Source organism: Streptomyces sp. MH60, assembly GCF_002939385.1.
Lineage (GTDB): Bacteria > Actinomycetota > Actinomycetes > Streptomycetales > Streptomycetaceae > Streptomyces.
The window spans coordinates 1-23,678 of sequence record NZ_MULI01000023.1; the positions used below are offsets into that span (position 1 = coordinate 1).

A 23,678-nucleotide genomic window follows, 5' to 3' on the forward strand; every position below is an offset into this window, starting at 1 on the left:
CCCCGGCCGCCGCTCTCCACGCGCGGCCCCGCCTCGGCGCCGAAGCCTTCCAGGCCGCCGCCGGGCTCCGGCAGCAGGCGTACGACGCTCAGGGCGCCCGCCGCCAGGGCGAGGCCACCGGCGGCCAGCAGCACCTTGCGGGGGCGGGGACGGCGGTGCCGGCCGCGGCGGCCCCACGCGTACCGCGGCTCTGTCGGTGTGCCGGTCGTCGTCATGATCCCTCCCCGGTGCGCACGCGCCCCCGCTGCGCCGTGGCGGAGCGACGCTACGGTCTGCCGCGGGCCGGGGTACGGCGGTCGCTCGCATGTCACTCGAACGGGTGGGCGGGGCCGGCGTACGGAGGGGGTGGGTCCGGCCTTTCCCCGCGCGGGTCCGCCTGCGATGATCGGGTGGTCGACTGTTAACACGCGTTAACCGGAGGGTGTCATGAGCGAGGAGCGGTTCGGAGAGTTCGTCCTGGTGCGGCGGCACGCGGACGGGCATGTCGCGGAGCTCGCGCTCGACCGGCCGAAGGCCATGAACGCCGTCTCGACCGCGATGGCCCGGTCCGTGAGCGCGGCCTGCGCGGCGCTGGGCGAGGACCGGGACGTGCGGGTGGTGGTGCTGACCTCGACGCACGAGCGGGCGTTCTGTGTGGGGGCGGACCTGAAGGAGCGCAACTCGTTCTCCGACGCCGACCTGCTGCGGCAGCGGCCGGTGACGCGGGGGGCGTACACCGCGGTCCTCGAACTGCCGGTGCCGACGGTCGCGGCCGTGCACGGCTTCGCGCTGGGCGGCGGCTTCGAGCTGGCGCTGTCGTGCGACGTGATCGTGGCCGACCGTACGGCCGTGGTGGGGCTGCCGGAGGTGTCCGTCGGGGTGATCCCGGGCGGCGGCGGCACCCAGCTGCTGCCGCGCCGGGTGGGGGCCGCGCGCGCGGCCGAGCTGGTGTTCACGGCGCGGCGGGTGGCGGCCGGGGAGGCGCGCGAGCTGGGGCTCGTGGACCAGCTCGTGGAGGAGGGGCGGGACCGTCAGGAGGCGCTGGAGCTGGCCTCCCGGATGGCCGCGAACTCGCCCGTGGGACTGCGTGCGGCCAAGCGCGCGCTGCGCCTCGGGCACGGCCTCGACCTGCGCGCCGGGCTGGAGGTCGAGGACGCGGCGTGGCGCTCGGTGGCGTTCTCGGGGGACCGCGCGGAGGGCGTGGCCGCGTTCAACGAGAAGCGGGCACCGCAGTGGCCGGGTGAGTGAGCCGCCCGCACAGCCGCGCCGACGGCCGATGACACCGCCCGGCCATCGGGGCTGTGCGCCCGGGGTCGCCGGGCCCCGGGCTGCGCGCCCGGGGTCGCCGGACAGCCGGGCCGTTCGTCCAGGGCCGCCGGGTATCCGGGTCGTCCGCCGATGATCGTCCGGCATCCGGGCTGTCCGCCTGCGGTCGCCGGATCCGGGTCGTCCGCCCGGGCCGTCGTCGGCCGTCGTTCGCCGCGATTCGCCGCCGCCCCGCACCCGCCATCGTCGGGCGGGCCCCGTGACGGGGCGCTGCCTGGGCCGAGGACAATCGCCCGGTTCGCCCCGTTTACGTAACGTTTCTTCGTGAATTTCCCTAGCCTGGAGTGATGGGTGACGACAGGCGGCTCGCGGCCGTGGTGGCGCTTGCGCAGGGGATGGCCGCCGCGCACAGCGCGCGTGAGGCGTGGCGGGCGGCGGCCGTCGGCGGGTGCCTGGCACTGGGCGGCAGCTTCGCCGCGCTGTCGGTGTGGGAGCGGGAGCTGGGACGGCTCCGGGTGCTCGTGAACGTCGGCCGGCGGGCCGAGGGCGAGGAGGAGTTCCCGGAGGACGAGTCCTACCCGGTGCACCAGTTCGCGGAGATCACCGAGTTCCTGCACGAACGGTGGGCGGGCGGCGGTGAGCCCGACGCCTGGGTCGAGACGGCCGCGGGGCCCGCCGCCGGGCGTCCCGGGTACGTCCACCAGCGTGTCGCCGCGCTGCGCCGCCGGGGCCGCGGCTGCTGCGTGGTCGCCCCGATCGTGCTGCACGGGCGGGCCTGGGGCGAGCTGTACGTGGCCCGGCCGGTGGGGGAGCGGGTCTTCGAGCGGGCCGACGCCGACTTCGCCACCGTGCTGGCCTCCGTCGTCGCCGCCGGGATAGCGCAGACCGAGCGGCTCGAGGAGGTCAGGCGGCTCGCGTACACCGACGCGCTCACCGGGCTGGCCAACCGCCGCGCCGTGGACTCCGCGCTGGACGAGGCCGTCGAGCGGCACCGCGAGGAGGGCGTCGTCGTCAGTCTCGTCGTGTGCGATCTGAACGGCCTCAAGCGGGTGAACGACACGCACGGTCACGCGGTCGGGGACCGGCTCCTGGAGCGGTTCGGGTCGGTGCTGTCGCTGTGCGGGGCGATGCTGCCCGGGGCGCTCGCGGCCCGGCTCGGCGGGGACGAGTTCTGTCTGCTCGCGGTCGGACCGTCCGCCGACGCGGTGGTCAAGGCGGCCGAGGAGCTGTGCCGCCGGGCGGCCGAGCTGGAGCTGGGGGACGGCGTGGCCTGCGGGGTCGCGTCCACGGAGGACCCGGTCGGGCCCGTCCGCTCCGCCCGCCGGCTGTTCCGGCTCGCCGACGCCGCCCAGTACCGGGCCAAGGCCGAGCGCGCGGCCGGGCCGGTCGTCGCGGGGCGCGAGGGGCCCGACGACCCCGTCGTGCGGCTCGCGGACCAGCCCTCCCGGGAGGAGGACGGGGAGCGCAGGCGGTTCCGCGGGCGGCACTCGCCGTGACGCCGGTCCGGTAAGGGGCGCCACGGGCGCGCATCCGTGACGCATCCCCTCGTGACATCATCGAATTCACTGCGTACGCTCCTGAATATGGATATGCACACTGTGGTGGTGGGGACGGCCGGGGTCACCGCGTCCGACGTCCTCGCCGTGGCGCGCGGCGGCGCCCGGATCGAACTCTCCGACGACGCGGTCGCCGCCCTGGCCGCGGCCCGCGGCATCGTGGACGCGCTGGCCGCCAAGCCGGACCCCGTCTACGGCGTGAGCACCGGGTTCGGCGCCCTGGCGACCCGGCACATCAGCCCCGAGCTGCGGGCCCAGCTGCAGCGCAACATCGTCCGCTCGCACGCCGCCGGGATGGGCCCGCGCGTCGAGCGCGAGGTGGTCCGCGCGCTGATGTTCCTGCGGCTGAAGACCGTCTGCTCCGGGCACACCGGCGTCCGCCCGGAGGTCGCGCAGACCATGGCCGACGTGCTGAACGCCGGGATCACCCCGGTCGTGCACGAGTACGGCTCGCTGGGCTGCTCCGGCGACCTCGCCCCGCTGTCGCACTGCGCGCTGACCCTCATGGGCGAGGGCGACGCCGAGGGCCCCGACGGCACCGTTCGGCCGGCCGGTGAGCTGCTCGCCGCGCACGGGATCACCCCGGTCGAACTGCGCGAGAAGGAGGGCCTCGCCCTCCTCAACGGCACCGACGGCATGCTCGGCATGCTGATCATGGCCCTCGCCGACCTCGACACCCTCTACAAGTCGGCCGACATCACCGCCGCCCTGACCATGGAGGCCCTGCTCGGCACCGACAAGGTGCTCGCCCCCGAGCTGCACGCCATCCGCCCGCACCCGGGGCAGGCCGCCAGCGCCGCCAACATGGCCGCCGTGCTCAAGGGTTCCGGCCTGACCGGGCACCACCAGGACGACGCCCCCCGCGTCCAGGACGCCTACTCGGTGCGCTGCGCCCCGCAGGTCGCGGGCGCCGGACGCGACACGATGGCCCACGCCGGTCTCGTCGCCGAGCGCGAGCTGGCCGCGGCCGTGGACAACCCGGTGGTCCTGCCCGACGGCCGCGTGGAGTCCAACGGCAACTTCCACGGCGCCCCGGTCGCCTACGTGCTGGACTTCCTCGCCGTCGCCGCCGCCGACCTCGGCTCCATCACCGAACGGCGCACCGACCGGCTCCTGGACAAGAACCGCAGCCACGGACTGCCGCCGTTCCTCGCCGACGACGCGGGCGTCGACTCCGGTCTGATGATCGCCCAGTACACGCAGGCCGCCCTGGTCAGCGAGTTGAAGCGGCTCGCCGTACCGGCCTCGGCGGACTCCATCCCGTCCTCCGCGATGCAGGAGGACCACGTGTCGATGGGCTGGTCGGCGGCGCGCAAGCTGCGCACGGCCGTCGACAACCTCGCGCGCGTGATCGCCGTCGAGCTGTACGCCGCCACGCGCGCGATCCAGCTCCGCGAGGGACTGACCCCGGCGCCCGCGTCGCAGGCCGTCATCGACGCCGTACGGGCGGCCGGGGTGGAGGGTCCGGGACCGGACCGCTACCTGGCGCCCGACCTCGCCGCGGCGGACGCGTTCGTGCGCGCCGGGCACCTGGTCGCGGCGGCGGAGACGGTCACGGGGCCGCTGCGCTAGCAGGAGGTGAGCCGGCGGATCGTGACGTGTCCGAGGGGCCCCGGCGGGGTTACGCCGGGGCCCCTCGTGCTGCCCGCAGAAATTCTGGGAGCTCCGGGCGCTCCGGACGGTCAGGGATGGACCCGGACGGTCAAGAGCGCCAAAAGAACGTCAAGTTCTCTCAAAAGCCGAGGCGTTCCCGGCGTACCGAGTAGCCCACGAAGCCGGCGCCGAGGCCGAGGCAGAGGGCGCCGCCGACGACGTACGGCGTGCTGTCGAAGCTGCCGGTGTCGGCCAGCCGGGTCGTGCCCTCGCCGGTCGTCGCCGCCTCCGTGGACGTGTCCGCCGAGGCGGCTCTCGCCTGGGCCGTGACCTGCGGGGACGGGGTCGCGGCAGCGGACTCGAGCACCGGTGTCTCAGGTGTCGCGTTCGCCGACGGGACGAACCAGAGGGCACACAGCAGACCGCCCGCGGAGGCGGCGGTCAGCAAGGAACGGCGAGCGGATGACACGGAATATCGATCCCCTTGTGGCGCTGGCGAATTGGCCGTGTGGGCAGATGTTAGTGAAAGGCGCGGGTCACAGGAAAGTCACGGGAGCGGTCGGCCTTACGCTCCGGGCATGAGCACTCCTGAGACATCACGGTTTGTACGGATTCGCGTCGAGCTGGTCCTTGAGGTCGACGACGAGGAGGCCGTCACCGGGGCCGCGCTGCAGGCCCTCGCCGACGACACCGAGCTGCCGGACGCGGAACGGGCCGACTCCGAGCGCGCTGTGACGGAGGACACCGCCGAGGCCCTGGCCCATCTGGTGGACCCGTTCGACCTGGTCAGCGTGGTGCCCGGGGTCGAGCTCCGGCAGGCGTCCTGGAGCAGCGAGCAGATCGACTATGACCCCGACTCGCCCGAGTGGGACCTCGACGAGGATGATGGCGGCGAGAACGACCCGGAAGACGAAGAAATGACGGTCGGCTGACGCACCGTGGGGAAAATACTGACCCCGGGCGGCAACCGCCGCCCGGGGTTTCGTCGTCTCACGGTGCGCACTGACCGACACCTGCCCGCACCGCCCCGGCCTCCGGCGGCAAACGTGGCATGCCCCACACCCGTGAGCGATGTGGAACGGGACGAACCGGTCGTAGCGTTGAAAGTTATTGACGGGGTATCTCGGGGTTTCGGGAATCGGCAACGATGGAGAAGCGTGTGATGACGGACGGTAAGCGGCGCAAGGGTCTGATGGCCGCGTCCGCACTGCTCGGCGGTGTGCTGGTGCTCTCGGCATGTTCCAGTAGCGACGCCGGCACCTCCGGGGGTGGGGACAAGACCTCGCAGGCCGAGGTCGACGAAGCGGCGGCCAAGAAGACGTCCGAGGCCCAGATCAAGATCACGCCCAAGGGCGGCTCGGACAACGCCTCCATCAACAACGCCGCCGGTGTCACCGTGAGCAAGGGCACGCTCACCGAGGTGAAGATGACCGCCTCGGACGGCACCGAGGTCAAGGGCGAGATATCCGCCGACAAGACCAGCTGGAAGCCCAGCGGTCAGCTGGAGCGCGCCACCAAGTACCAGATCACGGCGACCGCGCAGGACTCCGAGGGCCGCGCCGCCCACGAGAACGCGTCGTTCACCACGGTCTCCCCCCAGAACAGCTTCATCGGGACCTTCACCCCGGACGACGGCGAGACCGTCGGCGTCGGAATGCCCGTGTCGATCAGCTTCGACAAGCAGATCACCGACAAGGCCGCCGTCCAGAAGGGCATCACGGTCAACAGCAGCAGCGGCCAGGAGGTCGCCTGCCACTGGTTCTCCACCCAGCGCATGGACTGCCGCCCCGAGAAGTACTGGCAGGAGGGCTCCACCGTCACCCTCAAGCTGGCGCTCGACGGGGTCGAGGGCGCCGACGGCGTCTACGGCGTCCAGCAGAAGTCGGTCACCTTCAAGATCGGCCGCAACCAGGTCTCCTACGTCGACGCGAAGACCAAGCAGATGAAGGTCACGCAGGACGGCAAGACCGTCAAGACCATCCCGATCTCCGCCGGCTCCCCGGACAACAAGACCTACGAAGGCCAGATGGTGATCTCCGAGAAGTTCAAGGAGACCCGGATGGACGGCTCGACCGTCGGCTTCACCGACGACGACGGCAAGGGCGAGTACGACATCAAGGACGTGCCGCACGCCATGCGCCTGAGCACCTCCGGCACCTTCATCCACGGCAACTACTGGGGCAAGGGCATCTTCGGCAGCGTCAACACCAGCCACGGCTGCGTCGGCCTGCAGGACGCCAAGGGGGCCAACGACCCGAACACGCCGGGCGCCTGGTTCTACAACAACTCCATCATCGGTGACGTGGTCGTCGTCCAGAACACCGGCGACAAGACCATCGCCCCGGACAACGGCCTCAACGGCTGGAACATGGACTGGGCCCAGTGGAAGGCGGGTTCGGCGGCCTGACGCCGGACTCCCCGAGGGCCGACAGCACTTCGCACGGGCGCCCGCCACTCCCCGCACGGGAGTGGCGGGCGCCCGTGCCTCTCGTCACGTCGGCAGCGAGGCCGCCGCCTCCGTGCCCCAGCTCGCCAGCATCCGCAGCGCGTCCGCCGACGGGGAGCCGGGCTCCGCGTGGTACGTGACGAAGGCCTGCTCGTCGTCGTCGACCAGGCGGAACGTCTCGAAGGACAGGGTCAGGTCACCGACCAGCGGGTGCCGCATCCGCTTGACGCCGTAGCTCTTCTCCTTGACGTCGTGCGTGGCCCACAGCCGCCGGAACTCCTCGCTCTTCACCGACAGCTCGCCCACCAGCGCGGACAGCCGCGGGTCGTCCGGATGCCGGCCCGCGTCCATGCGCAGGAAGCTGACCATGTCGTACGCCTTCTGGTCCCAGTCGACGAACAGCTCGCGGTAGTCCGGGTTCAGGAAGACCAGCCGCGCCCAGTTCCGCTCGGCGGCCGGCAGCTTGCCCCAGTCGCCGAAGAGGGCGGCGGCCATCCGGTTCCAGGCGAGGATCTCCGAGCGGCGGCCCGTCACGTACGCCGGCACCGTGTCGATCGACTCCAGGAGCTGGAGCAGCGCCACCCGCACCGGCTGCTTGCCCCGCGGGGCCCCGCTCCGCCTGCGCTGCTGCTTCGGCTTCGCCAGGTGCGTCAGGTGGGCCTGCTCCGCGTCGGTCAGCCGCAGCGCGCGGGCGATGGCGTCCAAAACCTCCGCCGACACGTTCTGCCCGTTGCCCTGCTCGAGACGGGTGTAGTACGCCACCGACACCCCGGCCAGCTGTGCCAGCTCCTCGCGCCGCAGCCCCGGCACCCTGCGCTGCCGCCCGAACGACTCGAGACCCACGTCCTCCGGCTTCAGCCGCGCCCGCCGGGTGCGCAGGAACTCGCTCAGTTCGGCCCGCCGGTCAAGCTGTCCATCCATGCCTCCAGTATCGCCGGAGGTATTCCCGGTCGTACGCACACGAGCCTGACCCCGTCGGTGGTACGCACGCCGGTCGTACGCAAAGCGGTGGTCTGGGTGGATCAGCGGGGCGCAGGCAGGGTGGAAGCATCACCCAGTCACGTCGAGAGAATCCCGGAGAACCCGGCATGACCACTGTCGCCGCGTACGCAGCACCCGCCGCCAAGGCGCCGCTGGAGCGCACCACCATCGAGCGGCGCGAGGTGCGGGAACACGACGTCCTGATCGACATCAAGTTCGCCGGCATCTGCCACTCCGACATCCACCAGGTCCGCGAGGGCTGGGGCGACGCCATCTTCCCGATGGTCCCCGGCCACGAGATCGCGGGCATCGTCTCCGAGGTCGGCCCCGGCGTCACCAAGTTCGCCGTCGGCGACCGGGTGGGCGTCGGCTGCATGGTCGACTCCTGCCGCGAGTGCGAGAACTGCAAGGCCGGCCGTGAGCAGTACTGCACGGGCGGCAACGTGATGACGTACAACGGCATCGGCAAGGACGGCGAGCCCACCTACGGCGGCTACTCCGAGAAGGTCGTCGTCGACGAGAACTTCGTCCTCGGCATCCCCGAGGGCATCTCCCTGGACGAGGCCGCGCCCCTGCTGTGCGCCGGCATCACCACCTACTCCCCGCTCAAGCGCTGGAACGCGGGTCCCGGCAAGAAGGTCGCCGTCGTCGGCCTGGGCGGCCTCGGCCACATGGCCGTCAAGCTCGCGCACGCCCTGGGCGCCGAGGTGACCGTGCTGTCGCAGTCCCTGCGCAAGAAGGACGACGGCCTGAAGCTGGGCGCCGACCACTACTACGCCACCAGCGACCCGGCCACCTTCGAGGAGTTGGCCGGCACCTTCGACCTGATCGTCTCCACGGTCTCGGCCCCCCTCGACCTCGGCGCCTACCTGGGGCTGCTGAAGACGGAGGGCACGCTGGCCAACGTCGGCGCCCCCGAGGAGCCGGTCTCCCTCAACCTGTTCGCGCTGCTCGGCGGCGGCAAGTCCCTCGCCGGTTCCATGATCGGCGGCATCGCCGAGACCCAGGAGATGCTGGACTTCTGCGCGGAGCACGGCATCGGCGCCGAGATCGAGCTGATCGCCGCCTCCGAGGTCAACGCGGCCTACGAGCGGGTCCTGGCCAGCGACGTGCGCTACCGCTTCGTGATCGACACCGCGACGATCTGATCCCCCGGGGGAAGTTTTCTCGGATTCTTCCCTCCGCCCTGTCACACAGCCGCCCCGCCCCGGGTCATACCGCCACCACATTCGGCGGGCGCCCGGGCGGGGCGGTCCCACATCGGCTCCCACCCCGCTCCCCGGACGCCACGGACACCGGGAGCAGCAGCCATGACCCACCCCTCGACCTCCACGACGCCCCTCCTCGTCACCGGCGGCACCGGCACTCTCGGCGGCCACGTCGTCCCGCTGCTGCGGGCGGCCGGACAGGAGGTGCGCGTCCTCACCCGGCGCCCCCGCCCCGACGCGGACGGCGTCACGTACGTCACCGGCGACCTGCGCACCGGCGCGGGTGTCGAGGCCGCCGTCGACGGCGTGCACACCGTGCTGCACCTGGCGGGCGGGCCCAAGGGCGACGACGGGGCGACCCGCACCCTGGTGGACGCCGCCGTGCGTGCGGACGTACGTCACCTCGTGTACATCTCGGTCGTGGGCGCCGACCGGGTCCCGCTGGCCTGGCTGCGCACCAAGCTGGAGTCGGAGCGGGCGGTCACCGGCTCGGGCATCGGCTGGACGGTGCTGCGGGCGGCCCAGTTCCACGAGCTGACCCTCACCATGATCGAGAAGATGACCCGGCTGCCGGTCCTCCCGGCCCCGGGCGGGCTGCGCCTGCAACCGGTCGCCGCCCGCGAGGTCGCCGCGCGCCTGGCCGAGCTGACCCTGGCCGGGCCGTCCGGCCGGGTCCCCGACCTGACCGGCCCCGAGGTCCACGATCTGGCCACGCTGGCCCGTTCCTATCTCGACCTGCGCGGCGGACGCCGGCGCCCGAAGCTGCCGGTGCGCATTCCCGGGAAAGCGGGTCGCGCGTACCGTTCTGGCGAGAACCTCACGCTGGAAGACGCGCAGGTCGGCAAGCTGACGTGGGCGGAATTCCTGGCGGAACGGTTTGCCTCATAGGTTCTCCGGGCCTTTATGGCCGAAAGTCGGCGGCGCTCAAGAATATGCGCATGACAACTATTGCAAAGCGAATCAAAACCTTCGCCCCCACCTCCGCAAAGGGTGCTGGAATATCGTTTCTGCTGCGAATTCCGGCGCGATGCTGAAAGCGGCACACAGCATGCCCGGCGAAACCCGGCGGGCATCGCTCCGTCGCGTTCGCAAGGAGATGGCAACGTGGTGCGAAGCAGGGCGAAGGCCGCGGCCGACGCCGCGGACCGGCTGCTGAAGGCCGGTCAGCTGCTACGGAAGTCCCCGACCACCCTCGATCTGAGGGCCGTGTACCGCACGGACCAGAAAGTCAATGACAGTCCTTATCGGGAGCGGTGGGCGCATGACAAAGTCGTGCGCTCCACGCACGGCGTCAACTGCACGGGGTCCTGCTCGTGGAAGGTGTACGTCAAGGATGGTCTGATCACCTGGGAGACCCAGCAGACGGATTATCCGAGCGTTGGCCCGGACCGGCCCGAGTACGAGCCCCGCGGCTGCCCGCGCGGCGCCTCCTTTTCCTGGTACACCTATTCGCCCACGCGCGTTCGCCATCCGTTGGCCCGCGGTGTCCTGGTGGAAATGTACCGGGACGCCAAACGCCGGCACGGCGGCGACCCCGTGGCCGCCTGGGCCGAGCTGACCGGTGACCCCGACAAGCGGCGCCGCTACCAGCGCGCCCGCGGCCACGGCGGCTTCGTCCGCGTCGACTGGGACGAGGCGCTGGAGATCGCCGCCGCCGCCCAGGTGCACACCATCGCCGAGTACGGCCCCGACCGCGTCGCCGGTTTCTCCCCGATCCCCGCCATGTCGATGGCCTCGCACGCGGTCGGCGCCCGCTACCACTCCCTCATCGGCGCCCCGATGATCTCCTTCTACGACTGGTACGCCGACCTGCCGATCGCCTCCCCGCAGGTCTTCGGCGACCAGACCGACGTACCGGAGTCGGGGGACTGGTGGGACGCGGCCTACCTGATGCTGTGGGGCTCCAACGTCCCCGTCACCCGCACCCCCGACGCCCACTGGATGGCGGAGGCCCGCTACCGGGGCCAGAAGGTCGTCGTCGTCTCCCCGGACTACGCGGACGCCACCAAGTTCGCCGACGAGTGGCTGCACCCGCACCCCGGCACCGACGGGGCGCTCGCCATGGCGATGGGGCACGTGCTCCTCACCGAGTTCTTCGTGCGCCGCCAGGTGCCGTACTTCACCGACTACGTCAAGCGCTTCACCGACCTGCCCTTCCTGGTCGCCCTCGACGAGCACGCGCAGGGCCGCTACACGCCCGGCAAGTTCGTCACCGCCGCCGACCTCGGGCTCGGCCGGCACGCCGACGCCGGGGCGCGGGCCTGGATGCCGGTGCTGATCGACGCCGACACCGACGACGTGGTCGTGCCCAACGGCACCCTCGGCGACCGGTGGGGCAAGGACGGCCAGGGGCGCTGGAATCTCGACCTGGGCGGGGCCGACCCGCTGCTCACCCTGCACAGGCACACCGACGGCCGCGGTGACAACGGTGTCGAGGTGGTGCTGCCCCGCTTCGACGAACCGGGCGCCACCGTCGTGCGCGGCGTACCCGCCCGGGAGGTCGGCGGCCGGCTCGTCACCACCGTCTACGACCTGCTGCTCGCCCAGTACGCCGTGGCCCGCCCCGGACTCGCCGGTCACTGGCCCGGCGGCTACGACGACGCCGACGACCCCTGCACCCCCGCCTGGCAGGAGCGCATCACCTCCGTCCCGGCCGACGCGGCGGTCCGCGCGGCCCGGGAGTTCGCGCGCACCGCCGAGCAGACCCGGGGCCGCTGCATGATCGTGATGGGGGCGGGCACCAACCACTGGTTCCACTCCGACACCATCTACCGCTCCTTCCTCTCCCTGCTCATCCTCACCGGCTGCCAGGGCGTCAACGGCGGCGGCTGGGCGCACTACGTCGGCCAGGAGAAGGTCCGCCCGTACACCGGCTGGCAGCAGCTGTCCACGGCTGCCGACTGGGTACGGCCCTCGCGGCAGATGGCGGGCACCCCGTACTGGTACCTGCACACCGGCCAGTGGCGGTACGAGTCCCACGCCGCCGACGCCCTCGCCGCACCCACCGCGCCCGGCACCCTCGCCGGCCTCCACACCGCCGACCTGGTGGCCCAGTCGGCCCGGCTCGGCTGGATGCCGTCGTACCCGACCTTCGACGCCAACCCGCTCGACCTCGGCCGCCGCGCCCGCGAGAGCGGCCAGGAACCCGGCGACTGGATCGCGGAGCAACTCGGCTCGGGCGCCGTCGACTTCGCCTGCGAGGACCCGGACGCGCCCCGCAACTGGCCGCGCGTGCTGACCGTGTGGCGGGCCAACCTGATCGGCTCCTCCGCCAAGGGCAACGAGTACTTCCTGCGCCACCTGCTCGGCGCCCGTGACGGCGCCACCGCCGAGGAGGCACCGCCCGGACACCGGCCGCGCTCCGTGGCCTGGCGGGACGACGCCCCCGAGGGCAAGCTCGACCTGCTGCTGAGCCTCGACTTCCGGATGACCTCCACGACGCTCTTCTCCGACCTCGTGCTGCCCGCCGCCACCTGGTACGAGAAGCACGACCTGTCCTCCACGGACATGCACCCCTTCGTGCACGCCTTCAGTCCCGCGATCAACCCGCCGTGGCAGGCCCGCACCGACTTCGAGATCTTCCACTCCCTCGCCCGCCGCTTCGGCGAACTCGCCGCCGGCCGCCTCGACACGGCCCACGACCTGGTCGCCACCGCCCTCCAGCACGACACCCCCGGCGAGACCGCTCAGCCCGGCGGCCGGGTCACCGACTGGCGCGACGGCCGCACCCCCATCGAGCCGGGCCGCAACGCCCCGAACGTGACCCTCGTCGAACGGGACTACACGGCCCTCGCCGACCGGCTCGCCGCCTTCGGCCCGCTGGCCGAGGAACACGGCATGACCGTCAAGGGCGTCACCGTCAACCCGCACGAGGAGGCCCGCTGGCTCGCCGCCCGCTGCGGCACGGCCCCCGCCGGACCGGCCCACGGCCGCCCCCTGCTCGACACCGACGTCAAGTTCTGCGAGGCGATCCTCGCCCTGTCCGGCACCACCAACGGCCGCCTCGCGGCCGAGGGCTTCGACCGGCTCGCCGACCGCGTCGGCCCCGGCGCCGGACTCGCGGAGCTGGCCGCGTCGGTGAGGGAGCGGCGGGTGGTCTTCTCCGACACCCAGGAACGGCCCGTGCAGGTCGGCGCGAGCTTCGAGTGGTCCGGCAAGGAGGCGCCCGACCGACGCTACTCGCCCTTCACGGTCAACACCGAGCACAAGAAGCCCTGGCACACCCTCACCGGCCGCCAGCACTTCTACGTCGACCACGACTGGATGGCCGAGCTGGGCGAGCAACTCCCTGTCTACCGGCCCCCGCTGAACCTGGCCGAGCTGGGTGACGCCCCGACCTCGGCCGGCGACGGCCGCGCGGTCACCGTGCGCTACCTCACCCCGCACGCCAAGTGGTCCATCCACTCCGAGTACCAGGAGAACCTGCTGATGCAGACCCTGGCCCGCGGCGGCCCCGTCATCTGGATGAGCCCCGCCGACGCCGGCGCGATCGGCGCCGCCGACAACGACTGGGTCGAGGCCGTCAACGCGCACGGCGTCGTCGTCGCCCGCGCGATCGTCTCGCACCGCGTCCCGGACGGCACGGTGCTGATGTACCACGTCCAGGAACGCCTGGTGAACGTGCCCAAGTCGGAGGCGAACGGCCGCCGGGGCGGCGTCCACAACTCCCTCACCAAGCTGCTCGTCAAGCCCACCCACCTCATCGGCGGCTACGGCCAGCTCTCCTTCGCCCCCAACTACTACGGCCCGACCGGCAACCAGCGCGACGCCGTCACCACGATCCGGCGCCGCTCCCAGGAGGTCACGTACTGATGCGCGTCATGGCACAGGTGGCGATGGTCATGAACCTCGACAAGTGCATCGGCTGCCACACCTGCTCGGTCACCTGCAAACAGACCTGGACCAACCGCACCGGCACCGAGTACGTCTGGTTCAACAACGTCGAGACCCGCCCCGGCCAGGGCTACCCCCGCGGCCACGAGGACCAGGAGAAGTGGAAGGGCGGCTGGCAGCTCAAGGGCGGGCGCCTCGTCCCGCGCAGCGGCGGCCGCGCCCGCCGCCTCGCCCGCCTCTTCGCCAACCCCGACCTCCCCACCCTCGACGACTACTACCAGCCCTGGACCTACGACTACGAGAACCTCACCACCGCCCCCCTCGGCGACGACATCCCCACCGCGCCGCCCCGCTCCCTGATCGACGGCCGGCCCACCGAGATCACCTGGGGCCCCAACTGGGACGACGACCTCGGCGGCGGCCCCGACCAGCTCGCCGCCGACCCGCTGCTGGCCCGGATGAGCGAGCAGGTCCGCCTCGACTACGAGCGGGCGTTCATGTTCTACCTGCCCCGCATCTGCGAGCACTGCCTCAACCCGTCCTGCGTCGCCGTCTGCCCCTCCGGCGCCCTGTACAAGCGCGTCGAGGACGGCATCGTCCTGGTCGACCAGGACCGCTGCCGGGGCTGGCGGATGTGCGTCAGCGGCTGCCCGTACAAGAAGGTCTACTTCAACCACGCCACCGGCAAGGCCGAGAAGTGCACCTTCTGCTACCCGCGCATCGAGGCCGGTGACCCGACGGTCTGCTCCGAGACCTGCGTCGGCCGCCTCCGCTACCTCGGCGTCATGCTCTACGACCCCGACAAGGTCGGCGCCGCCGCCTCCGTCACCGACGAGAAGGACCTGTACGAGGCCCAGCTCGGCTGCTTCCTCGACCCCGACGACCCGGAGGTGGCCCGCGCGGCGGAGGCGTCCGGCATCCCGCACGACTGGGTCGAGGCCGCGCGCCGCTCCCCGGTGGGCGCCCTCATCAGCCGCTACCGCGTCGCGCTCCCGCTGCACCCGGAGTACCGCACCATGCCGATGGTCTGGTACATCCCGCCGCTCTCCCCGGTCGTCGACGCGCTCACCGGCAGCGGCCACGACGGGGAGGACCCGGCCGCGCTGTTCGGCGCGATCGACACGCTGCGCATCCCCCTCGGCTATCTCGCCGAACTCTTCACCGCGGGCGATCCCGGACCCGTCGAGGCCGCCCTGTGCCGGCTGGCCGCGATGCGCTCCCACATGCGGCGGGTCAACCTCGGCGAGGAACAGGACCCGCGGATCGCCGAGGCGGTCGGTCTTGACGAGCGGGGCATCCTGGAGCTGTACCGGCTGCTCGCCCTCGCCAAGTACGACGAGCGGTACGTCATCCCGACCGCCTACACCGGCTCCGTCCCCGACCCCGGCGGCAGCGGAGCGGGCTGCAGCCTGGACGGCGTGGGCGGGCCCGGGATGATGCCCGAGGGCGGGGACTTCGACCCGGACTCCTTCCACGCGCCACCCACCGCGGACTCCTCCGGCACCGCCACGTCCCTGCGCGGCCGCGTCAACCTCCTGAACTGGAACGGGAAGGGACGCCCGGACGGCCTCTTCCCGCGCACCGTGCGGACGGAGCCCGAGCTGTGAGCCGCAGCCGTACCGGAAACACCGCCAACGCCCCGGTCGTCTTCCAGGCCGCCGCCCTGCTCCTCGGCTACCCGGACCGGGACTGGCCCCGCCGCCCGCGCACCGTCCGCGAGACGGTCGCGGCACTCCCCGGCCCCGAGATCCAGCTCCTGCTCTCGTTCTGCGACCGGGCGGAGCGGGAGGACCCCCTCGCCGTCGCCGCCCGCTACGTCGCCACCTTCGACCGCAGCCGCCGCCGCTGCCTCTACCTCACCTACTACACCGACGGCGACACCCGCCGCCGGGGCGCCGCACTGGCCCGCATCAAGTCCGTGTACCGCACCCACGGCTGGCTGCCCCCGGACGACGAGCTGCCCGACTTCCTGCCGCTGATGCTGGAGTTCGCCGCCCGTATCCCCGAGGCGGGCACCGCCCTGCTGACGGACCACCGTGCCGCGATCGAAGTCCTGCGCTACGCCCTCGAAGCCCACCGCAGCCCCTACGCCGCCCTCCTCCAGGCCGTCTGCCGGTGCCTGCCCGGCCAGGCACCGGCCAGCCGCGAGGAGGCCCTGCGCCTGACCCGTACCGGCCCGCCGGCCGAGGCGGTGGGCCTGGACGTCCTGGGGCCCTTCCCCGCCCAGCCCCGGTCGAACGACGAAGGAGCCCGCCGATGAGGCACCTGCACATCGCCCTGTGGGGCGTCCTGCCGTATCTGACGCTGGTGGTGCTGGTGGCGGGCACGGCCTGGCGCTACCACTACGACCGCTTCGGCTTCACCACCCGCTCCAGCCAACTGCACGAGAGCCGGCTGCTGCGGGTGGCGGGACCGCTCTTCCACTACGGCCTGCTGTTCGTGATCGCCGGCCACGTGGCGGGCCTCCTGGTCCCCGAGTCGCTGACCGACCGCCTCCACGTCAGCGAGCACCTCTACCACGCCAACGCCCTGATCGCGGGCGGCACGGCGGGCCTGGCCACGTTCGCGGGCCTCGCCCTCCTGCTGTACCGCCGCCTGCGCACCCCCGCGATCAGGGCGGCGACCAGCCGCAGCGACCGGGTGGTCTACCCGGTGCTGATCACGGTCGTCCTCGCCGGACTGACGGCCACCGCCTCCGGCGCGACGGCCGAGTCCACGTACGACTACCGGCTCGGCGTCTCCGTCTGGTTCCGCAGCCTGTTCGCCCTGGACCCGGACGTGACCGCCATGGCCGAGGCGCCGCTGGTGTACCGCCTGCACGCGCTCCTCGCCATGGCCCTGTTCGCCCTGTGGCCCTTCACCCGCCTGGTCCACGCCTTCACGGCGCCGCTGGGCTACCTGGTGCGGCCGTACGTCGTGTACCGCTCCCGGGGTCGCGGCGAGGTGCGGGCGGGGCGGCCGGTGCGCTGACGCTCAGCGGTCTGCCGGGTGGCGCCGACGGCGCAGGGCCGGGTCGAGCAGCGCGGGTGTGGCGTCGAACTTCTCGTGCGCGGCCAGATCCGTGCCCGGCGGGACGATGGCGTCGATCGCGTCGAGGACGTCGTCGGAGAGCACGGTGTCGGCGGCGGCGAGCTGGGAGCGCAGGTGGTCCAGAGTGCGGGGCCCGACGAGCGCGGCGGTGACGGCCGGGTGCGCGGTGACGAAGCCGAGCGCCAGCTGGATCAGGGTGAGACCGGCCTCGTCCGCGACCGCGGCCAGCTTCTCGACGGCGTCCAGCCGGGCCCGGTTGGCGGGCAGCGCGGTGTCGAAACGCTCCGGCAGCATCGCCGACCGGTGCGTGGCGACCTCCCGCCCGGCGCGCACCGCGCCCGACAGCCATCCCGAGGCCAGCGGGCTCCAGGCCAGCACGCCGAGCCCGTACCGCTCGGTCACGGGCAGGACATGGCTCTCGATCCCGCGCTGGAGGGCGGAGTAGCTGGGCTGCTCGGTGACGTACCGGCTCAGCCGGTGCTCGCGGGCGGCCCACTGGGCCTCGACGATGCGGTGGGCGGGGTAGGTCGAGGAGCCGAAGTACCGGATCTTCCCGGCCCGTTGCAGATCGGTGAGCGCGGACAGGGTCTCCTCGTCACTCGTGTCCGGGTCCCACCGGTGGATCTGGTAGAGGTCGACGTGGTCGACACCGAGCCGGCGCAGGCTGTTGTCCAGCTCGGTGACCAGCCAGCGGCGCGAGGCGCCCCGGTGGTTGGGCTCGTCGCTCATCGGCATGTACGCCTTCGTGGCCAGCACGATGTCGTCCCGGCGCCCGGCGATCGCCTTGCCGACCATCTCCTCCGACTCGCCGCCGCTGTACCAGTCGGCGGTGTCGATGAGGTTGATCCCTCCCTCCAGGGCGGCGTCGACGAGGGCGGTGGCCTCGTCCTGGGTGGTGCGCCCGATGCTGCCGAAGTTCATGGCGCCGAGCGCGAGCGAGCTGACCTGCACACCGGTGCGGCCCAAGGTGCGGTACTGCATGACGGTTCCTCCACTGGGGGTGGCCTGCGTAGGGGGCGAGGCATGACTTGGTGGCGGGCTCGACGCTCTGGCATCATGGAGAGACCAAGCGGAACACCGTCCCGTTTACTCGCCCAACGATACGGAACACTGTCCCGTTTAGCAACCGCGGCGGTCGATACGTCGGCGACGACGGCGAGAACGACAACGGGAACGGCAACGGGAACGGAACGGGACGGGAATGACACCGGGATCGGGAACGGCGAAGGGACGGAATCGGTGAAGGACGGCGAAGCGGCGACGGGGCAGGCAGCCTCCCGGCCCAAGCGCGCGGACGCCCGGCGCAACGAGAAGTCCCTGCTCGACGCCGCGGCCGCGGTGTTCGTCAGGGCGGGCGTGGAAGCCCCCGTACGCGACATCGCGGCCGAGGCCGGCGTCGGGACGGCCACGATCTACCGCCACTTCCCGACCCGGGCGGACCTCATCATCGGCGTCTACCGGCACCAGGTGGAGGCCTGCGCCGAGGCCGGCCCCGCCCTGCTGGCGAGCAGCCCCACCCCGTACGCCGCCCTCGCTACCTGGATCGACCGGTTCGTCGACTTCCTGGTCACCAAGCACGGCCTCGCCGCGGTCCTCCAGTCCGACAACGCGGGCTTCGAGGCCCTCCACGCGTACTTCCTCGACCGCCTCGTCCCCGTGTGCACCGACCTCCTCGCCGCCGCGACCGCCTCCGGCGAGATCCACACCGACGTACCGGCCATCGCCCTCATGCGCGGCGTCGGCAACCTCTGCATCGGCGCCGAGACCCCCGACCCGCGCTACGACGCCCGTCAACTGGCGGGGGTACTGGTCGCGGGGTTGCGCGACGGGGGCTGACCCCGGTGGGCGTGCCGGGTGACGTCCGTCCGCTCAGCGCGTCCACAGCGACAGGTCGCTGCTCGTCGCCACGGCGATGATGCGGCCGGAGGGTGAGAAGCCCGCCGCTCGGAACGTGGAGTAGTCGGAGTGGAAGAGGTGCCACCACCGCTCTCCGTGCGGACCGGCGTGGCGGAGGCCGCCGTCACGGGACAACAGAGCGCACCCGGCAGCCGTTGATGGGGCCCAGCCCGGGGCAGGACAGGTCGGCTGCTTCGTCGGGTGTGCTGCCGTCGGGTTCGGGATCCCGGTCCCTGGCGGTCTTCTCTCCGGTGACGGCGTCGAAGAGACCGTGGCCGTCGTGCGAGACGACCATGACCAGGTCACGGCCGCTGTCGGGGTGCGCCGCGAAACCGATGCCGAGCAGCCCGCCGACCGGCACGAGACCGACGGACCGCCAGGGCCCGGGAACCGAAGGCGCCGCGAGCAGCCGCTCCCGCATCGCCCGCTGATACACCGATAGCTCCGCCTCGTGCCCCGACCGCTCGGCGGAAGCGGACTTCTCGGCCCGGGACATCATTACTCCCGAACGGTCCGGACCGGTGGCTGGACAGCCGGTCGACGTGACGGTGGCGGGTCCGGCGGTCGTACGTCGCTCAGTAGTTCCTCCGCGGCGGGGTACGGCCGCTCCCGGGGCAGCAGGTGTCGTGCCGAGTCGAGGTCGCCTTCGCGTACGAAGCCGTGGATCTCGTGGGCGAGAGGGGTGACGTCACGGATCCCGACCGTCCACTCGTCGGCGTACCGGCGCGCGGCCTCGCCGGAGAGGCCGAGCTGGAGGGAGCGGTACGGCAGGGGCCGCAGACGCAGGTCGCGTTCGGGGTCCCACTGGACACGGGTGGGTGAGCGCTTCAACTCGCGCTGCCAGGTGGCTCGGTCGGGGTGCACGCCGGGCTGGTAGCTCGACAGGCATGCGTTGCGCAGGGCCCACTCGAAGCCCTCGCGGCTGATCTCGACCGCCAGGACGGTCTCCTGGCCCTCCTTGGCGGCCCATCCGCAGCGGTACATCATCCACAGGAACGACGGCTTGATCCACGTCATCCTGTCCCGCTTCCAGGCAGCGGGGAAGCGTCCCTCGCGGGCGGCGGGGAGGCCGATCTCCGGGGTGTACGCCTGGTAGACGGTGACGGTGGACGCCGTGTGGACCGCCCGGACCTCGTGCGGGGGTTGTTGCATGGCGTACAGCTTGGGTCGGGGGCTCCGAATCGGGCTACCGGTTTTCGGCAGCGGCACGGCTGCTGTACTGGCCAGGTCGAAGAATTTGCAGGTCTGCCGCCAGGTCCGGCTGGCGCCGGATGTAGACATGGGCCGCCCACTGAGCGATGAACCGCTGCAGGGGCGCCAGGTCCGAACCCTGCCGGGACTGGTCCGCCGCCTGGTCCAACTCCCGCGTGAACGCGGGCAGCGCTGCCGGCGTGATCTGTCTGGCTCCCACGCATCAGGCTGTCCGGCGCGAGCGCCGCCGTACCGCTCGAACGGGTGAGGCAGTGCCGATGCGTCCCTCCGGGGTGGCAGCCGGTCGGGCGGATGCCGCTCGGACGATCGGGCGTGGAATGGTTGAGGGTGCCCCGTGCGTTGCACAAGCGTGGGTATGGGAGCCAGTCGGGTATGGGCCGCGTGCCCGAGTGACCGAGCCGAGAGATTTTTTGGAGGGCCGCGATGGCTGCGCAGACACAGAGGGCCGTGCTGGCGGGCGGATGCTTCTGGGGGATGGAGGAGCTGATCCGTCGGCTCCCGGGCGTGACCGCGACCCGGGTCGGGTACACCGGGGGTGACGTGCCGAACGCGACGTACCGCAACCACGGCACGCACGCGGAGGCCATCGAGATCCTCTTCGACCCCGAGGTGACCGACTACCGCGCGATCCTGGAGTTCTTCTTCCAGATCCACGACCCGAGCACCAAGAACCGCCAGGGCAACGACATCGGCCTCAGCTACCGCTCGGCGATCTACTACGTGGACGACGAGCAGAAGCGGATCGCCGAGGACACCATCGCGGACGTGGACGCCTCCGGGCTGTGGCCCGGCAAGGTCGTCACCGAGGTGGAGCCGGTCGGCCCGTTCTGGGAGGCCGAGCCCGAGCACCAGGACTACCTGCAGCGTTACCCGGACGGGTACACCTGCCACTTCCCGCGCCCGGGATGGCGGCTGCCCGCCCGTACCGAGGGCTGAGGGTTCACCGAGAAGCGGTCCGGCCGGGTTCGCGGCCGGACCGTTCGTCGTGGGGCGCTCAGTGCGGCAGCGTCGCCGGGCTGCCCCCGTTCGCCTCGTATCCCGCCACCGCCAGCGCTCGGTAGACCGCGAACTCCGCCGCCGGGTCGGCCGACAGGGTCCACGGCAGGGCGCCGACGTGGCCGTCTATGACCATCAGCTGGTTCATCGCCTCGGCCCAGCGCTCGCCGCGGACCAGGAAGAAGACCAGCAGGTGGCGGACGTGCGCCTGCATCGGGTCGTCCGGGTGGGCGCCGTGGACCGCGTGCAGCGCGCCGTGGACCGCCTTGGTGACGACCTCGCTCTGGTAGAAGCCGCTGACCAGGTTGACCTCGGGCAGGTGCTCGAAGACCGCGAAGAGCGGCATCGCCGCCAGCAGGGAACCCCGCGGGGCGCGCGCGGCCGCCGCCTCCGCGAAGGAGTACGCCAGCTCGCGCGAGCCGTGCCACTTCTCGCACCAGTACTGCAGGGCGGCCAGATGAGCGCCCATGTGGTTCGGAGCGCGGTCCAGGATCTTCAGCCAGAGCTGCTCGAACTCCTCGCGCGGGTAACCGAGACCGCGGGCCACCGACAGCTCGATGATGTAGGGGACCGGGTCCCCGGGCGCGAGGAGGGCCGCCTCGCCGCAGGCCGCCTTCGCCTCCTCCATGATGATCCGGAAGTCGTCCGAGCCCGGCGTCGCCGTGCGCCACGCCTGCTGCACCAGGAACTCGGCGTGCACCGCCGCGCCCCCCGCGTCCTTGGGCATCTCCGCCCGCCACACCCGCAGCCACTGCCCGCCCGGTGTCTCCCCGACACCGCCGGGCCGCTGCCGCAGCTCCAGCGACGCGGCGCCCGCGAAGGCCTGCACGCGCTGCCAGCGCCGCTCGCCCTTCGCCTCCGTGCCGGCGAGGAGCTGCTGCGCCCCCCGGTAGTCCTGGGTGCGCTGCACCAGGTCCAGGACGTCCAGCAGGTCCTCGTCCGGACCCGGCATGCGGATGTCCAGCTCCTCCTCGCGGGCGAAGCCGTAGTTCGCGGGGTCGGCGGCATCCGGGTGGCCGGGCTCGACCAGGCCGACCGCGCCGCGCCGGCGCCGCGAGAGTTGGAGCAGCACGAAGCCGAGCATGACCAGGGCCATCAGGACCCAGAGAATCTCCATGTCTCAAGCGAACCAGACGCCGCCGACAATTGGCCAACCTGTCCCCCGCCCTGTGGAAAACCCGCGAAGCGTTCCGCACGGCTACCCTCGGTGCCCATGAGCGACAGGCACATCAGTCAGCACTTCGAGACGCTCGCGATCCACGCGGGCAACACCGCCGATCCCCTGACGGGCGCGGTGGTCCCGCCGATCTATCAGGTGTCGACCTACAAGCAGGACGGCGTCGGCGGGTTGCGCGGCGGCTACGAGTACAGCCGCAGCGCCAACCCCACCCGCACGGCCCTGGAGGAGAACCTCGCCGCCCTGGAGGGCGGCAGGCGAGGTCTCGCGTTCGCGTCCGGACTGGCGGCCGAGGACTGCCTGTTGCGTACGCTGCTGAGCCCCGGCGACCACGTGGTGATCCCGAACGACGCGTACGGCGGCACCTTCCGCCTCTTCGCCAAGGTCGCCACCCGGTGGGGCGTCGAGTGGTCCGTGGCCGACACCGGCGACGCCGCGGCCGTGCGGGCCGCACTCACCCCGAAGACCAAGGCGGTGTGGGTGGAGACCCCCTCCAACCCGCTGCTCGGCATCACCGACATCGCGCAGGTCGCGCAGGTCGCCCGGGACGCCGGCGCCCGGCTCGTCGTCGACAACACCTTCGCCACCCCGTACCTCCAGCAGCCGCTGGCGCTCGGCGCGGACGTCGTCGTGCACTCGCTGACCAAGTACATGGGCGGCCACTCGGACGTGGTCGGCGGCGCGCTGATCGTGGGCGACCAGGAGCTGGGCGAGGAGCTGGCCTTCCACCAGAACGCGATGGGCGCGGTCGCCGGGCCCTTCGACTCCTGGCTGGTGCTGCGCGGCACCAAGACCCTCGCGGTGCGCATGGACCGGCACAGCGAGAACGCGACCAAGGTCGCCGAGATGCTCTCCCGGCACGCGCGCGTGACGAGCGTGCTGTACCCGGGGCTGCCCGAGCACCCGGGGCACGAGGTCGCCGCCAAGCAGATGAAGGCGTTCGGCGGCATGGTGTCCTTCCGCGTCGAGGGCGGCGAGCAGGCCGCCGTCGAGGTGTGCAACCGCGCGAAGGTCTTCACGCTCGGCGAGTCCCTGGGCGGCGTCGAGTCGCTGATCGAGCACCCGGGCCGGATGACCCACGCCTCCGCGGCGGGCTCCGCCCTGGAGGTGCCCGCCGACCTGGTGCGGCTGTCGGTCGGCATCGAGAACGCCGACGACCTGCTGGCGGACCTCCAGCAGGCGCTGGGCTAGCGGAGAGGGCTCACCAGCCCTCCCAGCCGGTCACGGGTGGGGTCGTCTCCGAGGGCGGCTCCACCCACGGCTGGACGGTCAGCGCCCACACCGCGAACGCCACGGCCGCGGCGCCCAGCAGCAGCCACATCAGGCGGCGGGCGGCGGTCCTGCGGCGCAGCATACGGCCGCCGCGGCGGACGGCCTCCGCACAGAGGTCGGGCGGCACCCGCGGCGGCGACTGCTCCATGATCTGCCGCGCGGCGGCCTCCCGCCGGGGACGGTTCACCGGCACCTCCCGGTCCGCCACGCGCGCGTGCCGGCCGTCGCGCGGG

General features: G+C 72.3%; 20 protein-coding genes and 3 pseudogenes. 14 read left to right on the plus strand and 9 right to left on the minus strand.

Annotated elements, in window-relative coordinates; genetic code table 11:
* Positions 1 to 215: pseudogene (locus BZZ08_RS16655) on the minus strand (hypothetical protein); the annotation flags it as partial.
* A 211-nt stretch (positions 216 to 426) separates the two neighbouring features.
* On the opposite strand from BZZ08_RS16655, the gene BZZ08_RS16660 reads away from it, so the two are divergent.
* The 3 genes from BZZ08_RS16660 to hutH all read left to right on the plus strand — a co-directional run bounded on the left by BZZ08_RS16660 (position 427) and on the right by hutH (position 4,373).
* Positions 427 to 1,227, plus strand: coding sequence for an enoyl-CoA hydratase/isomerase family protein (locus tag BZZ08_RS16660; protein ID WP_104633016.1), 801 nt, complete (start codon positions 427 to 429; stop codon positions 1,225 to 1,227).
* A 365-nt stretch (positions 1,228 to 1,592) separates the two neighbouring features.
* Positions 1,593 to 2,741, plus strand: coding sequence for a GGDEF domain-containing protein (locus BZZ08_RS16665; protein WP_198601525.1), 1,149 nt, complete (start codon positions 1,593 to 1,595; stop codon positions 2,739 to 2,741).
* A gap of 93 nt (positions 2,742 to 2,834) precedes the next feature.
* Positions 2,835 to 4,373 carry a histidine ammonia-lyase gene (gene hutH / locus BZZ08_RS16670; RefSeq protein ID WP_104633017.1) on the plus strand — a complete coding sequence of 513 codons (1,539 nt, stop codon included), beginning with the start codon at positions 2,835 to 2,837 and terminating at the stop codon, positions 4,371 to 4,373.
* 160 nt (positions 4,374 to 4,533) lie between these two features.
* Here the strand turns inward: hutH and BZZ08_RS38990 are convergent, their stop codons facing one another.
* Positions 4,534 to 4,863 (minus strand): hypothetical protein, encoded by a 330-nt coding sequence (locus BZZ08_RS38990; protein WP_198601526.1) that lies wholly within the window; start codon positions 4,861 to 4,863, stop codon positions 4,534 to 4,536.
* Between the two features lie 109 nt (positions 4,864 to 4,972).
* Here BZZ08_RS38990 and BZZ08_RS38995 point away from each other — a divergent pair, with 109 nt between their 5' ends.
* Both BZZ08_RS38995 and BZZ08_RS16680 read left to right on the plus strand, forming a co-directional pair.
* Complete coding sequence (locus BZZ08_RS38995) at positions 4,973 to 5,326, plus strand: hypothetical protein (RefSeq protein WP_198601527.1); 354 nt, start codon at positions 4,973 to 4,975, stop codon at positions 5,324 to 5,326.
* Positions 5,327 to 5,556: 230 nt separating this feature from the next.
* On the plus strand, positions 5,557 to 6,801 hold the full coding sequence (locus BZZ08_RS16680; RefSeq protein WP_104633089.1) for a L,D-transpeptidase: 1,245 nt from the start codon (positions 5,557 to 5,559) through the stop codon (positions 6,799 to 6,801).
* Positions 6,802 to 6,885: 84 nt separating this feature from the next.
* Here the strand turns inward: BZZ08_RS16680 and BZZ08_RS16685 are convergent, their stop codons facing one another.
* The gene (locus BZZ08_RS16685; RefSeq protein ID WP_104633019.1) at positions 6,886 to 7,761 is read right to left on the minus strand and encodes a helix-turn-helix domain-containing protein; all 876 of its coding nucleotides are present in this window, start codon (positions 7,759 to 7,761) and stop codon (positions 6,886 to 6,888) included.
* A 167-nt stretch (positions 7,762 to 7,928) separates the two neighbouring features.
* Here BZZ08_RS16685 and BZZ08_RS16690 point away from each other — a divergent pair, with 167 nt between their 5' ends.
* The 6 genes from BZZ08_RS16690 to narI all read left to right on the plus strand — a co-directional run bounded on the left by BZZ08_RS16690 (position 7,929) and on the right by narI (position 16,832).
* Positions 7,929 to 8,969, plus strand: a complete 1,041-nt coding sequence (locus tag BZZ08_RS16690) for an NAD(P)-dependent alcohol dehydrogenase (protein ID WP_104633020.1) — start codon at positions 7,929 to 7,931, stop codon at positions 8,967 to 8,969.
* 162 nt (positions 8,970 to 9,131) lie between these two features.
* Entirely contained in the window at positions 9,132 to 9,917 is a 786-nt protein-coding gene (locus BZZ08_RS16695) for an SDR family oxidoreductase (RefSeq protein ID WP_104633021.1), read from the plus strand.
* A gap of 216 nt (positions 9,918 to 10,133) precedes the next feature.
* Positions 10,134 to 13,841 carry a nitrate reductase subunit alpha gene (locus BZZ08_RS16700; RefSeq protein WP_198601528.1) on the plus strand — a complete coding sequence of 1,236 codons (3,708 nt, stop codon included), beginning with the start codon at positions 10,134 to 10,136 and terminating at the stop codon, positions 13,839 to 13,841.
* Positions 13,841 to 15,469, plus strand: a complete 1,629-nt coding sequence (narH, locus tag BZZ08_RS16705; protein ID WP_198601529.1) for a nitrate reductase subunit beta — start codon at positions 13,841 to 13,843, stop codon at positions 15,467 to 15,469. The genes BZZ08_RS16700 and narH overlap by 1 nt, the downstream gene beginning before the upstream one ends.
* Positions 15,466 to 16,122 (plus strand): nitrate reductase molybdenum cofactor assembly chaperone, encoded by a 657-nt coding sequence (gene narJ, locus BZZ08_RS16710; protein WP_104633022.1) that lies wholly within the window; start codon positions 15,466 to 15,468, stop codon positions 16,120 to 16,122. The genes narH and narJ overlap by 4 nt, the downstream gene beginning before the upstream one ends.
* A complete protein-coding gene (narI, locus tag BZZ08_RS16715) occupies positions 16,119 to 16,832 on the plus strand; it encodes a respiratory nitrate reductase subunit gamma (protein WP_104633023.1) in 714 nt (237 codons plus the stop codon). Before narJ ends, narI begins: the two co-directional genes overlap by 4 nt.
* 3 nt (positions 16,833 to 16,835) lie before the next feature.
* Here the strand turns inward: narI and BZZ08_RS16720 are convergent, their stop codons facing one another.
* Positions 16,836 to 17,873, minus strand: coding sequence for an aldo/keto reductase (locus tag BZZ08_RS16720; RefSeq protein WP_104633024.1), 1,038 nt, complete (start codon positions 17,871 to 17,873; stop codon positions 16,836 to 16,838).
* Positions 17,874 to 18,131: 258 nt separating this feature from the next.
* On the opposite strand from BZZ08_RS16720, the gene BZZ08_RS16725 reads away from it, so the two are divergent.
* On the plus strand, positions 18,132 to 18,728 hold the full coding sequence (locus tag BZZ08_RS16725; protein WP_104633025.1) for a TetR/AcrR family transcriptional regulator: 597 nt from the start codon (positions 18,132 to 18,134) through the stop codon (positions 18,726 to 18,728).
* A gap of 33 nt (positions 18,729 to 18,761) precedes the next feature.
* Here the strand turns inward: BZZ08_RS16725 and BZZ08_RS16730 are convergent.
* From BZZ08_RS16730 to BZZ08_RS39945, 3 genes and pseudogenes are all read right to left on the minus strand, one after another.
* A pseudogene (locus BZZ08_RS16730) lies at positions 18,762 to 19,287 on the minus strand (hypothetical protein).
* The gene (locus tag BZZ08_RS16735; protein WP_104633026.1) at positions 19,287 to 19,940 is read right to left on the minus strand and encodes a DUF4291 domain-containing protein; all 654 of its coding nucleotides are present in this window, start codon (positions 19,938 to 19,940) and stop codon (positions 19,287 to 19,289) included. Before BZZ08_RS16735 ends, BZZ08_RS16730 begins: the two are co-directional and overlap by 1 nt.
* Before the next feature lie 37 nt (positions 19,941 to 19,977).
* A pseudogene (locus tag BZZ08_RS39945) lies at positions 19,978 to 20,199 on the minus strand (DUF6247 family protein); the annotation flags it as partial.
* 224 nt (positions 20,200 to 20,423) lie between these two features.
* Here BZZ08_RS39945 and msrA point away from each other — a divergent pair.
* Positions 20,424 to 20,936 (plus strand): peptide-methionine (S)-S-oxide reductase MsrA, encoded by a 513-nt coding sequence (gene msrA / locus BZZ08_RS16745; protein WP_030400875.1) that lies wholly within the window; start codon positions 20,424 to 20,426, stop codon positions 20,934 to 20,936.
* Between the two features lie 58 nt (positions 20,937 to 20,994).
* Here msrA and BZZ08_RS16750 read toward each other — a convergent pair whose 3' ends face one another.
* On the minus strand, positions 20,995 to 22,113 hold the full coding sequence (locus BZZ08_RS16750) for a hypothetical protein (RefSeq protein ID WP_104633028.1): 1,119 nt from the start codon (positions 22,111 to 22,113) through the stop codon (positions 20,995 to 20,997).
* Between the two features lie 96 nt (positions 22,114 to 22,209).
* On the opposite strand from BZZ08_RS16750, the gene BZZ08_RS16755 reads away from it, so the two are divergent.
* Positions 22,210 to 23,364 (plus strand): cystathionine gamma-synthase, encoded by a 1,155-nt coding sequence (locus BZZ08_RS16755; RefSeq protein ID WP_104633029.1) that lies wholly within the window; start codon positions 22,210 to 22,212, stop codon positions 23,362 to 23,364.
* Between the two features lie 10 nt (positions 23,365 to 23,374).
* On the opposite strand, the gene BZZ08_RS16760 is transcribed toward BZZ08_RS16755, so the two are convergent.
* On the minus strand, positions 23,375 to 23,632 hold the full coding sequence (locus BZZ08_RS16760) for a hypothetical protein (protein WP_104633092.1): 258 nt from the start codon (positions 23,630 to 23,632) through the stop codon (positions 23,375 to 23,377).
* Positions 23,633 to 23,678 lie beyond the last annotated feature (46 nt).

Bases quoted from the DNA above. Each gene is read 5' to 3' on its own strand.
- BZZ08_RS16660 (WP_104633016.1), top strand. From the start codon at position 427: ATGAGCGAGGAGCGGTTCGGAGAGTTCGTCCTGGTGCGGCGGCACGCG.
- BZZ08_RS16665 (WP_198601525.1), top strand. From the start codon at position 1,593: ATGGGTGACGACAGGCGGCTCGCGGCCGTGGTGGCGCTTGCGCAGGGG.
- hutH (WP_104633017.1), top strand. From the start codon at position 2,835: ATGCACACTGTGGTGGTGGGGACGGCCGGGGTCACCGCGTCCGACGTC.
- BZZ08_RS38995 (WP_198601527.1), top strand. From the start codon at position 4,973: ATGAGCACTCCTGAGACATCACGGTTTGTACGGATTCGCGTCGAGCTG.
- BZZ08_RS16680 (WP_104633089.1), top strand. From the start codon at position 5,557: ATGACGGACGGTAAGCGGCGCAAGGGTCTGATGGCCGCGTCCGCACTG.
- BZZ08_RS16685 (WP_104633019.1), bottom strand. From the start codon at position 7,761: ATGGATGGACAGCTTGACCGGCGGGCCGAACTGAGCGAGTTCCTGCGC.
- BZZ08_RS16690 (WP_104633020.1), top strand. From the start codon at position 7,929: ATGACCACTGTCGCCGCGTACGCAGCACCCGCCGCCAAGGCGCCGCTG.
- BZZ08_RS16695 (WP_104633021.1), top strand. From the start codon at position 9,132: ATGACCCACCCCTCGACCTCCACGACGCCCCTCCTCGTCACCGGCGGC.
- narH (WP_198601529.1), top strand. From the start codon at position 13,841: ATGCGCGTCATGGCACAGGTGGCGATGGTCATGAACCTCGACAAGTGC.
- narI (WP_104633023.1), top strand. From the start codon at position 16,119: ATGAGGCACCTGCACATCGCCCTGTGGGGCGTCCTGCCGTATCTGACG.
- BZZ08_RS16720 (WP_104633024.1), bottom strand. From the start codon at position 17,873: ATGCAGTACCGCACCTTGGGCCGCACCGGTGTGCAGGTCAGCTCGCTC.
- BZZ08_RS16735 (WP_104633026.1), bottom strand. From the start codon at position 19,940: ATGCAACAACCCCCGCACGAGGTCCGGGCGGTCCACACGGCGTCCACC.
- msrA (WP_030400875.1), top strand. From the start codon at position 20,424: ATGGCTGCGCAGACACAGAGGGCCGTGCTGGCGGGCGGATGCTTCTGG.
- BZZ08_RS16750 (WP_104633028.1), bottom strand. From the start codon at position 22,113: ATGGAGATTCTCTGGGTCCTGATGGCCCTGGTCATGCTCGGCTTCGTG.
- BZZ08_RS16755 (WP_104633029.1), top strand. From the start codon at position 22,210: ATGAGCGACAGGCACATCAGTCAGCACTTCGAGACGCTCGCGATCCAC.